Source organism: Phocaeicola coprocola DSM 17136 (assembly GCF_000154845.1).
GTDB classification, from domain to species: Bacteria; Bacteroidota; Bacteroidia; order Bacteroidales; family Bacteroidaceae; genus Phocaeicola; species Phocaeicola coprocola.
Window position 1 is genome coordinate 1 of the sequence record NZ_DS981464.1, and the last position, 13,464, is coordinate 13,464.

Genomic DNA, 13,464 nt, shown 5'->3' on the forward strand with positions numbered 1-13,464 from the left:
CCAGAAGTAACCTATCAAGGGTCTCTTGCTGATTGGGAATATAGGAAGGATCGATGGCGATGCTTTTCTTTGCCTGTGAGATGCTGCTGATGATAGAGCCGTGAACGCAAACCAGTCGAAAGTTTCATGCTCAAAAAGGTTACGATAAGTCTGTTCTGAGAAACAGCCATATCTGCCCAATTGGAGGAAGTTTATACGATCCGGGATGGCCATGAATAATTTCATGGTGTCCATGAACGTTTTTTCAAAAGGTTTTTGTATATTCGCTACTGATTTGAGAGCCGACAGGCACTCGGATTGGTATTGCATAAGGAGTGTTTCTTTAGTCATAATCAGAAGAGTTGAGAGACTTCTAATTTACTAAAAAACCAGCGAATTATGCAATACTTTTTTACCTTTATTATCAGCAGGTTAGCACATTTTTTTCAGCACATTTCTTCATGCTTAACCATTCGTTTTAGACAACATTTCAATGACCTCTTTAGTGTTTCCGAACCGACTTTTGCCGGTTTTATTGTTTAACTTTTAATTTTTCGGTAAAAATTTACCGAAGTATTGATTAAATTTATTAATCATTAAAATCTTCATTATTTATGTTTAACAAGCATCCTAAAGGTCTGATACCTGCTGCACTTTCTAATATGGGGGAGCGTTTTGGCTACTACATCATGAACGCTGTGCTGGTGTTGTTCCTTTGTTCTAAATTTGGTATAAGTGAGGAAAAAAGTACACTTATCTATTCATTCTTTTATGCAGGTATCTATCTGTTAAGTCTTGTAGGGGGTCTGATTGCTGACAGAAAGCAGAATTATAAAGGTACAATCATGGCCGGCCTTGTGGTGATGGCTATTGGATATATTGCATTATCTATTCCTATTACTGCTAACGCAGGCAATACATCATGGTTGCTTACACTTACTTGTATTGCATTGTTCTTCATAGCATTTGGTAATGGTCTGTTCAAGGGAAATCTTCAGGCTATCGTAGGCCAGATGTACGATAATCTTGAAGCTGAGGCTGCTACAAAGGGGGAAAAAGAGCTGATCGAAGCTAAGAGCAAGAGAGATTCTGGATTCCAGATCTTTTATGTGTTTATCAATATCGGTGGACTGGTAGCTCCGTTTATTGCTCCTCTGTTGAGAAGCTGGTGGCTGAGTGCACACGATATGGTCTATAATGCGAGTCTTCCTGCTTTGTGTCATGACTATATAGCAAAAGGTGCAGAGGGAATGTCGGCTGAGGCTATGGGTAACCTGAATCAGTTGATGTCACAATGTGTAGGTGAAACTACCGATATGGCTGCTTCTTGTGCACAGTATTTGCAGATATTTAATGAAGGTATTCATTATTCATTTGTTGCATCTGTTGCAGCAATGCTTATTTCTTTGATTATCTTCTTTGTTACCAAGAGTCAGTTCCCAAATCCGGGAAAGAAAGAAGCCGCTGCTGCTGTTACTTATTCAGCTGAAGAAAAGGCTGCTATGGCGAAGGAAATCAAACAGCGTCTTTACGCATTGTTTGCAGTGCTGGGTGTTGTTATTTTCTTCTGGTTCTCATTCCATCAGAATGGTACTTCACTTTCACTCTTTGCGAGAGACTTCGTTGATACATCGACAATCGCTCCGGAAATATGGCAGGCAGTTAATCCTTTCTTTGTTATTACATTGACTCCGATTATCATGATGATTTTCGGTTCTCTTTCAAGAAGAGGTAAAGAAATTTCTACTCCGCGTAAGATTGCCATTGGTATGCTTATCGCAGGTTTGGCTTATCTCTTCCTGGCAGCATATTCACTCATTATGGGTTATCCTTCTGCTGCTGAATATAGAGAATTGCCTATTGACCAGCAGGTTAAGGCAGGAGCATGGGTTTTGATTGTACTTTACTTCCTGCTTACTGTAGCTGAGTTGTTTATTTCACCACTTGGACTGTCATTCGTTTCGAAGGTAGCTCCAAAGCATCTTTTGGGACTTTGTCAGGGATTATGGCTCGGTGCAACAGCAGTAGGTAATCTCCTGTTGTGGATCGGTCCTCTTATGTATAACGCTATTCCTATCGGATATTGCTGGGCAATTTTCATGATAGTATGCTTCATTTCAATGGGAGTAATGCTGTTCATGGTGAAATGGCTGGAACGTGTAGCAAAATAAATTTCTCGAAATAGAATTTACTTGTGGAATCCCTCATGCGGTTGCATGGGGGATTTTTTTTATGGGGGTAATTTTGAGAATTTGTGAAATTCTGAAAATTATTTGAGTTGGATTTGAGACTTACAATTATAATTACAATATTTGCGGTGGTAAAATTAAAAAGAGTATGCCTACTATTACACGCAAGATAGAATTGAAAATCGTAAAAGATAGATTGACAGATGAAAAAGAAAGATTGACAGATGAAAAATATGACCAACAATGGAAATATCTTTATCAGATAAACAACACAATTTATCAGGCTGCCAATAGAATCTCTACTCATTGCCTTTTTAACGATGAGTATGAAATGCGATTGAAATTACATATGCCACGGTACAAGGATATAGAGAAAAAACTGGAGGAAATAGAGAAAAAACAGAAAGGACTGAATACGAAGAAAAAAACATCGGATAAAGAGAAACGAGACAGGCTGATTAATGAACAACGACAACTTGTCGATGAAAGAAACGAACTTGATGAAGATGTAAAAAATAAAAAGAAGGATTTTTTTCAGTGTTCCAAACAGAATTCCACCTATCAATTGGCATCGAAAGAATTTCTAAAGTATATACCAGCCGAGATATTGACCGATTTAAACCGATATGTGCAAAATAATCACAACAATAACAAAAAGAAAGTCAAGTCGGGTGAAAGAGCCTTAAGTACTTACAAGAAAGGTATGGGAATTCCATTTTCCATTAAACCACAAAGTGGATTGAGACTTTTTGTAAAAGAGGAAGGAATCTATCTAAAATGGTTTAAAGGAATACTTTTCAGGCTTGAGTTTGGAAAAGACACAAGCAATAACCGCTGTATCGTTGAAAGACTGATAGAAAGCGACAAGCAACAAAAGAAAAACAAAGGCGAAGATTATGTTGCCAATAATTCTTCTATAAAACTCATAAAAAAGGGAAATGACAAGAGTACAAGAATATTCCTGTTGCTGTCTATTGACATTCCAGCAAAGAAACAAGTGTTGGATAAGGAAGTTGTGTTAGGTGTGGATTTGGGCATCAAATGTCCGTTATACCTTGCTATCAACAAGAATGACAATTTCAAGATGCAAATTGGCGATATAGAACATTTTCACAATCAGCGGACGATGTTTCAGAAACGTTTTAAAAGTTTGCAGAAACTAATGTGTACCCAAGGTGGACACGGACGAAAGAAGAAACTGGAGCCTTTGGAAAAGCTGAAGGAAAAAGAGCGTAATTGGGTGCATACACAAAACCATGTTTACAGCCGTGAGGTTATAAAGCAGGCTTTAAAACAGAATGCCGGAACTATCCACATGGAGTCATTGAAAGATTTTGGAAAAGGTAAGGACGGTTATGTAAAAGACGAGTATAAGTATCTGCTTCGTTATTGGTCGTATTACGAACTGCAAAGTATGATAGAATATAAAGCGAAATTGGAAGGTATTGAAGTGAAATATATTGACCCTGCATATACCAGCCAGACATGCAGCTATTGCGGAGAACGTGGAGAACGTAAGAAGCAAGAAGAATTTGTTTGTACGAATCCCCAATGTAAACGACGAGGAGAGAAAATAAATGCAGACTTTAATGCTGCAAGAAATATTGCGATGAGTAAAAAAATCGTGAAAGATAATTAGAAAAGAAATTTTCTAATAGGGGCTGCTGGAAGTCCTTAACCTGAGATAGGAAACTATACTCGGGAAGTACGTCAAAACATTGAAATTAATAAACTTAGAAACTAACGGTTGGTTTTATCATTGTTTTGAATGGTATATCCAACCTATAAAGAAAAACATTAGAAAACATGCCTGTTGGTTTTATCATTGTTTTGAATGGTATATCCAACTATAAAGTCGTCTGCGATGATGTGCGCATGGGTGTTAATAATCGTGTCTTTTTTTACTTATTTTAGTTATAAGGTAATATACTTATAAGGGTTATTATTGCTAACGCATGTGGTTGTTTATCACATACGTTAGCAATCAATCATTACATACGTTAGTAATAATCAACGACTAACGTATGTAATAATCTGCAAGAAAACTTTGCCATTTCAAATAAAATTGTAATTTTGCTATTACAGTCCCCATTAATAAAAAAGGAGGTCAGTATGTACAAGTACAAGCTCGTAAAGAAAATCAATCCGCAGGATAAGGCAGCACCTAAGAAATGGTATGCAATTCCTATCAGCGAAGTTCCACAGACTGTAAAAGCCATGACACGTGCAGCTACGGAAAACACGACAACCGCTCCCATAGAAATGGAAGCCGCTCTTGAATTACTTGGAAGACACGCACGTCAGCAATTGCAGCAGGGACACACAGTAAGAGTAGGTGATTTAGGTACTATACGTGTTTCGTTCAAAAGTGACGGTGTAGAAAACATTACCGATTTCAATGCCGGAGCAATGATTAAGAATCCACGTATCATATTCACTCCAAGTAAGGAATTCCGTGAAAGTGTACTCCAAGGTATTCAATTCCAAAATGCCGGAGTATTGGACGAAGGCATCAGCTATGCCAGCCTTGCAGACTATAAAAAAGCCAAAGGCATTACTTCCGGTGGAAGTGATGACGGTGGCGGCAGCGGTACCGGAGGTGGCGGTACAGAAGAAGGTGGAGATGGTGGCTTTGGATAAGAATACATTGATACCTAACAAAATATAAGCCTGTTTCCTTTTTTCAGTCAATAAATTGGGACTGTATGACTGAAAATGGGAACAGGCTTATTGTATATTGAAGTAATTAAAACTTATGTTGGTTACATTTAGAATCTCCTTTTTATTATTTTTACGTTCAGAAATATAAATCATTTATAATATGAAGGACTTTGATGAATTTCGTTCTTGGATAGAAATTGATAAGCGTTTTTTAAAAGGGTGTAAGAAGCTTCTTTTTGATAAAGATTATTTATGGATTAAAGATGAAAAACTATTATCTAGTGTTTTTGTCTTTTACTATACTTATTATCATTTTGGTATAGAGTTTCTACTTGAGAAAGCAGAAGAAGCCAATTACCCTCCATGGAGAAAAAATACTATAATTCAGTTGATAAATCTTTGTCAAGATATTGTACATGAGATGAATATGGAGTTTTATGAAGAAAATATTTTTACATGGATAGATGATATTCAAGTTCAGAATATTATCAGAGATTATTCTCCTATTACGGAAGATTCTATTAAAGAATATATAATGTCTGATAATACAAATCTTCTTCTTAAAGCTAAAACTATAGGTTATATGATTACCACGATTAATTACTTATCAGAAAAGACTGCTTTTGCTCAGTACTTTTTCGTAGGTGGACTTGGTTTGTTAATGGGAAGAACATTTGAAGAACTATTTTCTTTTATTTCATTAAATAATCCAACATTGTATAAGTATTTATTATACATAAAGAAATATATAAGCAAAGGATTTCATGCTAGCGGTTTCTTTGACGAATACGATTCTAACGAAGATTTTGATAACGACCCTTTTTACGATGGTGATCCTCTTTACTATATTCATAGAAATTTTTTCCATGTAAAAACGCCCAAAGTTATTCTTGCAGATAATGAAATATCTTGGAAGTTTGTAACATTTCTAAATGGTGAGTTACAGATTTATAATCCCAAACACCCTGAAGGGCAGGGTAAATACAAACCTTTTTATTTCAAGAATCAGAAGTCTATAAAGGCATTTAATCAGATAAAGGACTATATCATAAACAAATTGCCACCTATTAAGGCTGTATTTCAGGATGATATTATAGTTGGGATAGAACAGTCAAGTATAGAAAGCATAAACGATACATTAGATGTATTGAAAAGACACACTGAGAATGTTGCTCATATATCAGAAGACATACATAAGTCAGAGAGAGAAAAATTATTAAAACATGAATACACACAGAGTGAAGTTAGAAACTACATAAATAATAAAAAATCTGAATTCTTGGATTCATTATGCCAGTTACATCTTGATGACTATAAAATATACTACTGCCTTGAGAATAGAGTTAATAGCGACTTGATTATGGCAGAAGAAGATGCTTTTATTTTTACGATAGCTACAGCTGATAAAGAAACATTATTGGCTTACGAAAATGCTGAAGAAAATAGAGCTACATATTTGTTTATATGCGACAGCAAAGATTTAGAAATGTCTGTCAGGTCTTTAGCTGACTACTTTTCTTCTGGGTTGGTAAATAAAAGGGAAACACTTGGGAATAAGATAAAGTATGGCAAGATTACCGGTATAAAGAAACTAATAAAAATAACCCATTCTGATGAATGGTTACGTGAAATTAAATCTGAACAGTATAAGATATACTAAAAACAACACATTATAAATTTATTTTTAACACTTATGTTTGACCAAAATAGTTCCAAAGAAGAACAACAGCAATACAAAAAAAAGAAGGAATGGAATGCCATAAAAAATTGTATTCCTTTAATTAATAAATGTCTTCAACTTAACATAGACGCGGAGACTTATGATGATAAATATTTTCGGGAAAGCCCGGATTTTGTTTTTTTCAATAACGATAAATCTATTGGAGTGGAGGTCGTTGAATGTCATCCTTCTGTAAGGAAATGCAAAACAAAGAATGCGGTAGAACAAGAAAGTTTCGAAAAGAAAATATGTAATGAGTTTAAGAAAAACAAGTATTTGGAAACCATAACAGAAACCGAAAAGTTAAATATTATAATTTACCGAAAATATCCAAAGAAAAAGAAAAGAGGAACTGTACAAGAAGTATGTCATGAATTGGAAGATTTATTAAAGTCATGGTATCAAAAAACAAATCCTCAATCTGAAAGGAATTATATTAGCTATATTAGGGTATCAAAAACGACTTGTTGTAATGTCATCTATTTTAACAGTGCTTCTCGTTGCATTCCTGTTAATTGGGATGACATTAAATTTTGTATTGAGAAAAAGGAGAAAAAATATAAGGATTATTGTGAAAATGTTAAATGCGATGAATATTGGTTATGTATATGCTTACCATTTGAAGAAAATAGAAATATGAATATTATAGATTATAATGGAAAAGAAAATGAATCAATGAATTTCCTTTCTCAATGTTCATTTCCACGAATTTGTATAACTCCAGATTTATTGGGAAGAAAGATTAATTGGATAAAAGAAGGCGATTGATTTAATTGATAAAGTCAAAGTGTCTACTGTTCCAGTTTATAAAAAGAGAAAACGTCTAGTTATATCAGGAAAAGTCAATTCTTAGTACTGCCAAGGAAGTACTCCAGTACTTTCAGGGGAGTACTCCAGTACTTCCACGGAAGTACTGGAACCAGGGAAAATTGTAGTGTTTTAAGTACAGAATGTCTTGCCTGAAGTGCTTTATCCTTGTATATCCTTTTTCAGAGTGAAGACAAATCTCCTGTTGTGGATCGGTCCTCTTATGTATAACGCTATTCCTATCGGATATTGCTGGGCAATTTTCATGATAGTATGCTTCATTTCAATGGGAGTAATGCTGTTCATGGTGAAATGGCTGGAACGTGTAGCTAAGTAATCGGGCAGATAAATCTTATATAAAACTGCAAGGCGTACAGAATGAGTTTTAAACTCGGTCTGTACGCCTTGATTTTTAGGGAAAGGTCTTGGTGATTTCTCTGTGGTGTCGACTCTCTGGAAGTATTTATATACATGATAGGGAATGAGTTTCTGGTGTGTATTTCTCGAATGATATAATGTCTTATTCGTAAGATTTTATTCTTTAATAAAAAAATATCAGGACGTTTCTCAGGAAAGAAGCTGAAGTTTTTCTTTCTCTGTATATGGAGATAAAACAAGCTCTTTAACCTTTTCTGAAACTTTCTGTTATGCAATCGGAAAGTATAGGAGAGAAGGTTAAAGAGCTTCTTGGTTATTATTGTTCAGTAAATGTCTGCTTGTGTCTGTTGGGTGGAATGTTGTTTATTAAATAACAGTCAAGCTTATTCAACCCCTTTCATCATCTTTTGCAGCTTACCTGAAAGAATGAAAAGAATAACAGCTGCTGTTCCACTCATAAAAACGAACAACATGAAGAAATCGAACAGGTTTTCTACGTGGTAACCTAGGAAAGTCTTGGTTACACCGCCTTCCGGATAATAGCCGCTCAACACACCGGCAAACTTATTGGCTGCTGAGGTACTGAGATACCATACACCCATCAGCAGTGATGAGAAGCGTACCGGAGAGAGTTTGTATACCAGGGACAGTCCGATAGGAGCAAGGCAAAGCTCACCCATGGTATGAATGAGATACAGGCCCGTCAACCAGATCATGCTGACTTTCACGCCGGGCTGTACATCTTTTACACCGAAAGCAATGAACAGATAACCTAATGAGAGTAATAACAGACCGATGGCTTGCTTACGCGGTGAACTGGGTTCGATGCCCCGTTTGCCAAGGAATGACCAGATGGCGGCAAATATAGGAGCAAGTGTTACAATCATAATCGGATTGAAAGACTGGAAATAAGCTGCGGGCATCTCCCAGCCGCCGATGTGACGGTCGGTCTGTTCGTCAGCAAAGAAGGTAAGTGAAGCTCCTGCCTGTTCGTAGGCTGCCCAGAAAAATATCACGAAGAAAGCGATGATGTATATTACACCGATTCGGGCTTGTTCGGTACGGCTCAGACTCTTGTCGGTAATGATGATGATGGGCATAACGATGGTCGTAGCATAAATAAGTGAACCAATCCAGTCGGCTCCAGCAAAGATACCACCATTGCCATTCCAGTTTACAGAAAACAGAATGGTAAGTAAAACAGTTCCCACAGCCATCCATATAGTACGCTTATTACTTTCCTTGCCTGTCTGTGAGGCCTTTTGTGTGTTACAATCAGCTTTAGAAGGGACCGTACCTACAGGGTTACCGTCCGGATCGCAGATATATTTATTCTTGAATATCTGGAAAACAGCAGCTCCCAGTACCATTCCGATGCATGCTGACAGGAATCCCCATTTGAAATCTTCCGGATGTCCCGTGTTACCTACTAGTCCGCATATCAGCGGGGCAAGGGTAGATCCTACATTCACTCCCATGTAGAAGATGGTGAAGGCCGAATCTTTACGTTTGTCGTCGGCTGTATACAGACGTCCTACCATGGTCGATATGTTAGGCTTGAAGAATCCGTTGCCTAAAATCAGCAGTCCCAGTCCTATAAACATCAGCCATTTGGCTAGTTCTACCTGATGAAAATAGCATGCACTCAGGAAAAGCATGAACTGTCCTGCCGCCATGGTCAATGCTCCTACTACGATGGAGCGACGATTTCCCCAGTAGCGGTCGGCAATGTATCCGCCAATTAATGGGGTAAGGTATACCAGCCCTGTATAACTTCCGTAAACTTGTGAAGCCATTTCCTTATCGAACAGCAAGGCTTGCACCATGTAAAGCATGAACAAGGCACGCATGCCATAATAACTGAATCGTTCCCACATTTCAGTTACGAAGAGTAAGTAAAGTCCTTTCGGATGTCCTTTTGTCTGATTCATTTTGTTCCTATTTTGATAAAATGTTATTATTTGCAGCGAAAAACGTTGCAAAAATAGCAAATAAATACCTTGTGTCAAAATCAAAAAGTTAGAAGATGTGTTGTTTTTGCTTCGCTTTGCTTTTAAGTCTGTGCTGAAATATAGAAAAGATTATAAAGCTTTTTGAGAAGCCGGATAGGTTATGTAGAGCGTGTCGGGGGAATATTTTACTTGACGTCTGGACAAAATAAAAGGAAGAGCAGAAAAATTACCTTCTGCTCTTCCTATATCGGAAAAATAATCTGATTGGTCTTCAATCTTATCTGTTGGCTGTTACCCCTTGATAACAAGAGGTTACTTTATCGAAGAAAGCCGGATCTGGATTAGCTTCCAGCAGTTGCATCATCAAGTCGTATACATCAGCATGACTGTCGAGTTTGATAGCTGTCTGGAGGTCAGCCAGTGAATCATCGTACTCGCCTTTGTCCATATGAATTTCAGCACGGGTCTTGTAATTCTCTGCATCTGAGGGAGTCAGGCGGATAGCTTCGTCCAAATCTTTCTCTGCCAGATCGTATGCCTGAGCGTTCATGTAAAGTGTGCCGCGGGTATAGTATGCAAACGAGCGGTATTCTGTATCTTCTTCCGGAATAAGTTTTACACTTTCGTTGGCAGCATACAGTGCCAGTTTCATATCGCCGTAGAAATTGCATACCAGCGCCATGTAACAGTGTGCATAACCATTGTCCGGATTTTGGTTGATTTCTTCGTTCAGGTATTGATAAGCCTGTTCTGCATTGCCTGCATTCAGTGCTTCTACTCCTTTTATGTAATTAGAACTTTCCGGACGGACAAAATCTTTAGCTTGTGTTTGAGCGATTGCCATCAGGCAACATGCAACGGTAAGTATTAGTGTTTTCATTGTATTCATAAGTAAAGTTGTTTTTATGTCAGGCGCAAAAGTAGAGAGTTTTCTTGAAACAATAAATATTTTAAGTAAGAAAAATATTATGTTTTAAATCACTTTTTTAACAATTAATAGCATACTTATGCCTTGCTTAGGAATGTTTTGACAGAACGTATTACCTTTATTATATAGCGAAATGTTGTCTGGGAAGAAATAATCTTTGGGGGATTGGGCGGATGGATGGTTGGTAAAATTTTGCGATGTTCTTTCTGTAGCATGAAAGATAGTTTATTTTTTTGTATTTTTGCCGACAAATTGAATGAACTAATGAGTCAACAGTATCCGTCCGTTTTATTGGAAAAAGCAGTGGGAGAATTTGCCAAGCTTCCCGGTATAGGAAGAAAAACTGCCATGAGGCTGGTGTTACATCTGCTGCGTCAGGATTTGCAGACAGTGGAGGCATTTGGCAATGCCGTCATAACACTGAAGCGTGAAGTAAAATATTGTAGGGTTTGTCATAATATATCCGATACGGATGTTTGCCAGATTTGTTCCAACTCATCGAGGGATGCTTCGACGGTATGCGTGGTGGAAAACATTCGTGATGTAATGGCTGTAGAAAATACCCAGCAGTATAAGGGATTGTACCATGTATTAGGGGGAGTTATTTCTCCTATGGATGGTGTAGGACCTTCTGACCTACAGATAGAAAGTCTGGTGGAACGTGTGAAATCGGGTACAGTCAGAGAGGTGATTCTCGCATTAAGTTCAACGATGGAAGGAGATACTACAAACTTTTATATCTTCCGAAAACTGGCTCCCTATGATGTCAAGCTGACAATGATTGCCAGAGGTATTTCCATCGGTGATGAACTGGAATATACGGATGAGGTTACATTGGGACGTTCTATTGTAAACCGTACTGTTTTTACTGGAACTATGTAAATATATTGAAATGGAAAAAGAAATTGCACAGCTATTGAAATGCCTGAAGATAGAGTATGCGCTGCTTTGGGTGTTGTGTTTGGTTTTGATTGTTTTGTACGAGTATGATATTCTTCCTCAGGGAATCTTTACTGATGATGTACGTACTGGTTATATGTTGCAGGTGTGTGGTATCTTGCTTGCTGTAGGTTTGATTCCCTTGTCGCTTCGCTTGTTCAGTTTGTCGTTGACAAAGTATGTACGTACTCTTCCGCTTGTAGAAGCGGTAAAAAGCTATCGTCGCTGGAATGAAGTGCGGGTATGCCTGCTGCTTGTTGCAGCTCTGGTAAATCTTTCCGTTTATTATTGGACCATGGATACGACGGGAGTATTATGTGCCGGTATGGTACTGGTTGCTTCTTTATTCTGTGTACCGGGACGTGAACGGGTCGTTTCTGAACTTGATTTGCAGCGTAACGAGGAGCGTGCACAATGAGCTTTGCCTTGTTATATACAGATGAAATCCGTCTTCGGGCTTTGGAGCCAAGTGACGTAGATGTGCTGATGAGGCTGGAAAATGATGAAGAACTGTGGGAAAATGGTATTGTGACGGGACCTTTCTCCCGTTTTCAGCTTGAGAGGTATATTGCGGAAAATACCAATGATATATATGTTGACGGTCAGCTTCGGTTGGTCATAGAGCATTGTTCCGGTAGTGTAGCCGGAGTCATAGACCTGTGTACGTTCGATGCCCGTCATAGCCGTGCCGAAGTAGGTATTGTTGTTTTGAAAGAATTTCGTCGTCGTGGAATTGCCCGTTCCGCCTTATCGTTGCTGGAACGGCATTGCTTCAGTCTGTTGGGTATGCATCAATTGTATGCTTATGTGAAGACAAGCAATGCCGCATGTATCAATCTCTTCCATTCTGCAGGATTTAATACGACAGGAGTATTGAAAGACTGGTTGCATACTGGAAGAGGATATCGGGATGTGTGTCTGCTGCAGAAAATGAATCCTTTAATTGCATGACGGATATTGCGGATATTTAGCCCACAAGCGATAGGGATTGCCCAGCTCATTCATGCTGGTTTGCCATAGCTCCCGATAATTCTCCTCCAGCAAGTGCTGCTTGCAGGTTTCTCCTATGATCCACGAATCCTCGTTTATCTCTTTTTGAAGTTGTGTGTTGTTCCATCCGGCGTATCCCGCAAAGAAGCGGATATGCCCTTCGATGGGATTTCCTGCCAGTATATATTGCTGCACACGTTCGAAGTCACCATTTAAGAACAGACCATTGCCTAGAGGAAATGAACCCTCCAGATCGGGTAGTGTGTGTAAGAAAAAGATGGTACTTCTGTCTACGGGTCCGCCTTTATAGACAGGGATAAGGGGAGCTGTTTCCAGATTAGGAACAAGTTGGTTCAGTGAAATATGATATCTGAAATCTTTATTCATTACAATGCCCATACTTCCCTCCGAATTATGTGTTATCATCAGGACGACTGAACGGGCAAAATGATAATCATATAATAATGGGGAAGCAATAAGAATACTTCCCGTATGCGGAAGCGCCTTATTTGATTTTACTTGAAAAATGCGCATATCCATAGCTAAATATTTATATTTTACTAATGTAGTAAAAAAAAAGTGAGATAGGAAAGGATATCGGCTTTTATTTTAGGAATAATAATTTTATAGGTATATATAACAAAAAAGCGATTACCGAAGTAATCGCTTCCTGTGATTCCGCTGCGATTCGAACGCAGGACCCACGCCTTAGAAGGGCGTTGCTCTATCCAGCTGAGCTACGGAACCATCCTTAATTAAGCGGTGCGTACGGGACTCGAACCCGTGACCCCATGCGTGACAGGCATGTATTCTAACCAACTGAACTAACGCACCATTATTTTTTTATTTGCTATCTCTCTCAATTGCGAGTGCAAAGGTACTACTTTTTTTTATTCCTGCAAATAAATTGCCCAGTTTTTT

General features: G+C 38.1%; 12 protein-coding genes, 2 tRNA genes and 1 pseudogene. 9 read left to right on the forward strand and 6 right to left on the reverse strand.

Features of this window, described 5'->3' with window-relative positions; all coding sequences use genetic code 11:
• A pseudogene (locus BACCOP_RS07400) lies at nucleotides 1-330 on the reverse strand (hypothetical protein); the annotation flags it as partial.
• Between the two features lie 263 nt (nucleotides 331-593).
• Here BACCOP_RS07400 and BACCOP_RS07405 point away from each other — a divergent pair.
• The 6 genes from BACCOP_RS07405 (at nucleotide 594) to BACCOP_RS19715 (ending at nucleotide 7,693) form a co-directional block, all read left to right on the forward strand.
• Nucleotides 594-2,150: a peptide MFS transporter gene (locus tag BACCOP_RS07405; protein ID WP_007567831.1), complete on the forward strand. Its 1,557-nt coding sequence runs from the start codon at nucleotides 594-596 to the stop codon at nucleotides 2,148-2,150.
• Nucleotides 2,151-2,316: 166 nt separating this feature from the next.
• Nucleotides 2,317-3,807 carry an RNA-guided endonuclease TnpB family protein gene (locus BACCOP_RS19230; RefSeq protein WP_007567833.1) on the forward strand — a complete coding sequence of 497 codons (1,491 nt, stop codon included), beginning with the start codon at nucleotides 2,317-2,319 and terminating at the stop codon, nucleotides 3,805-3,807.
• Between the two features lie 473 nt (nucleotides 3,808-4,280).
• Nucleotides 4,281-4,808, forward strand: coding sequence for an HU family DNA-binding protein (locus tag BACCOP_RS07415; RefSeq protein WP_007567835.1), 528 nt, complete (start codon nucleotides 4,281-4,283; stop codon nucleotides 4,806-4,808).
• A gap of 181 nt (nucleotides 4,809-4,989) precedes the next feature.
• Nucleotides 4,990-6,489, forward strand: a complete 1,500-nt coding sequence (locus BACCOP_RS07420) for a hypothetical protein (protein WP_007567837.1) — start codon at nucleotides 4,990-4,992, stop codon at nucleotides 6,487-6,489.
• A gap of 33 nt (nucleotides 6,490-6,522) precedes the next feature.
• A complete protein-coding gene (locus BACCOP_RS07425; RefSeq protein WP_007567839.1) occupies nucleotides 6,523-7,317 on the forward strand; it encodes a hypothetical protein in 795 nt (264 codons plus the stop codon).
• A gap of 226 nt (nucleotides 7,318-7,543) precedes the next feature.
• A complete protein-coding gene (locus BACCOP_RS19715; protein WP_157034744.1) occupies nucleotides 7,544-7,693 on the forward strand; it encodes a hypothetical protein in 150 nt (49 codons plus the stop codon).
• 424 nt (nucleotides 7,694-8,117) lie between these two features.
• Here the strand turns inward: BACCOP_RS19715 and BACCOP_RS07430 are convergent, their stop codons facing one another.
• Complete coding sequence (locus BACCOP_RS07430; protein ID WP_007567843.1) at nucleotides 8,118-9,665, reverse strand: peptide MFS transporter; 1,548 nt, start codon at nucleotides 9,663-9,665, stop codon at nucleotides 8,118-8,120.
• Nucleotides 9,666-9,963: 298 nt separating this feature from the next.
• The gene (locus BACCOP_RS07435; RefSeq protein ID WP_007567845.1) at nucleotides 9,964-10,575 is read right to left on the reverse strand and encodes a tetratricopeptide repeat protein; all 612 of its coding nucleotides are present in this window, start codon (nucleotides 10,573-10,575) and stop codon (nucleotides 9,964-9,966) included.
• Between the two features lie 303 nt (nucleotides 10,576-10,878).
• Between BACCOP_RS07435 and recR the strand changes: the two genes are divergently transcribed.
• The 3 genes from recR to BACCOP_RS07450 are packed head-to-tail and all read left to right on the forward strand — an operon-like array spanning nucleotide 10,879 to nucleotide 12,504.
• Nucleotides 10,879-11,496, forward strand: a complete 618-nt coding sequence (gene recR, locus BACCOP_RS07440; protein WP_040311921.1) for a recombination mediator RecR — start codon at nucleotides 10,879-10,881, stop codon at nucleotides 11,494-11,496.
• A 10-nt stretch (nucleotides 11,497-11,506) separates the two neighbouring features.
• The gene (locus BACCOP_RS07445) at nucleotides 11,507-11,971 is read left to right on the forward strand and encodes a hypothetical protein (protein WP_007567849.1); all 465 of its coding nucleotides are present in this window, start codon (nucleotides 11,507-11,509) and stop codon (nucleotides 11,969-11,971) included.
• A complete protein-coding gene (locus BACCOP_RS07450) occupies nucleotides 11,968-12,504 on the forward strand; it encodes a GNAT family N-acetyltransferase (RefSeq protein ID WP_007567851.1) in 537 nt (178 codons plus the stop codon). Before BACCOP_RS07445 ends, BACCOP_RS07450 begins: the two co-directional genes overlap by 4 nt.
• On the opposite strand, the gene BACCOP_RS07455 is transcribed toward BACCOP_RS07450, so the two are convergent.
• From BACCOP_RS07455 to BACCOP_RS07465, 3 genes are all read right to left on the reverse strand, one after another.
• The gene (locus BACCOP_RS07455) at nucleotides 12,493-13,083 is read right to left on the reverse strand and encodes a YqgE/AlgH family protein (RefSeq protein WP_007567853.1); all 591 of its coding nucleotides are present in this window, start codon (nucleotides 13,081-13,083) and stop codon (nucleotides 12,493-12,495) included. The genes BACCOP_RS07450 and BACCOP_RS07455 overlap by 12 nt on opposite strands.
• Before the next feature lie 133 nt (nucleotides 13,084-13,216).
• A tRNA-Arg gene (locus BACCOP_RS07460) sits at nucleotides 13,217-13,290 on the reverse strand.
• 13 nt (nucleotides 13,291-13,303) lie between these two features.
• Nucleotides 13,304-13,377: transfer RNA gene (locus BACCOP_RS07465), tRNA-Asp, on the reverse strand.
• Nucleotides 13,378-13,464 lie beyond the last annotated feature (87 nt).

Coding starts and splice junctions, on each gene's coding strand:
- BACCOP_RS07420 (WP_007567837.1), top strand. CDS start 4,990: ATGAAGGACTTTGATGAATTTCGTTCTTGGATAGAAATTGATAAGCGT.
- BACCOP_RS07445 (WP_007567849.1), top strand. CDS start 11,507: ATGGAAAAAGAAATTGCACAGCTATTGAAATGCCTGAAGATAGAGTAT.
- BACCOP_RS07450 (WP_007567851.1), top strand. CDS start 11,968: ATGAGCTTTGCCTTGTTATATACAGATGAAATCCGTCTTCGGGCTTTG.
- BACCOP_RS07455 (WP_007567853.1), bottom strand. CDS start 13,083: ATGGATATGCGCATTTTTCAAGTAAAATCAAATAAGGCGCTTCCGCAT.
- BACCOP_RS07415 (WP_007567835.1), top strand. CDS start 4,281: ATGTACAAGTACAAGCTCGTAAAGAAAATCAATCCGCAGGATAAGGCA.
- BACCOP_RS07425 (WP_007567839.1), top strand. CDS start 6,523: ATGTTTGACCAAAATAGTTCCAAAGAAGAACAACAGCAATACAAAAAA.
- recR (WP_040311921.1), top strand. CDS start 10,879: ATGAGTCAACAGTATCCGTCCGTTTTATTGGAAAAAGCAGTGGGAGAA.
- BACCOP_RS07430 (WP_007567843.1), bottom strand. CDS start 9,665: ATGAATCAGACAAAAGGACATCCGAAAGGACTTTACTTACTCTTCGTA.
- BACCOP_RS07435 (WP_007567845.1), bottom strand. CDS start 10,575: ATGAATACAATGAAAACACTAATACTTACCGTTGCATGTTGCCTGATG.
- BACCOP_RS19230 (WP_007567833.1), top strand. CDS start 2,317: ATGCCTACTATTACACGCAAGATAGAATTGAAAATCGTAAAAGATAGA.
- BACCOP_RS07405 (WP_007567831.1), top strand. CDS start 594: ATGTTTAACAAGCATCCTAAAGGTCTGATACCTGCTGCACTTTCTAAT.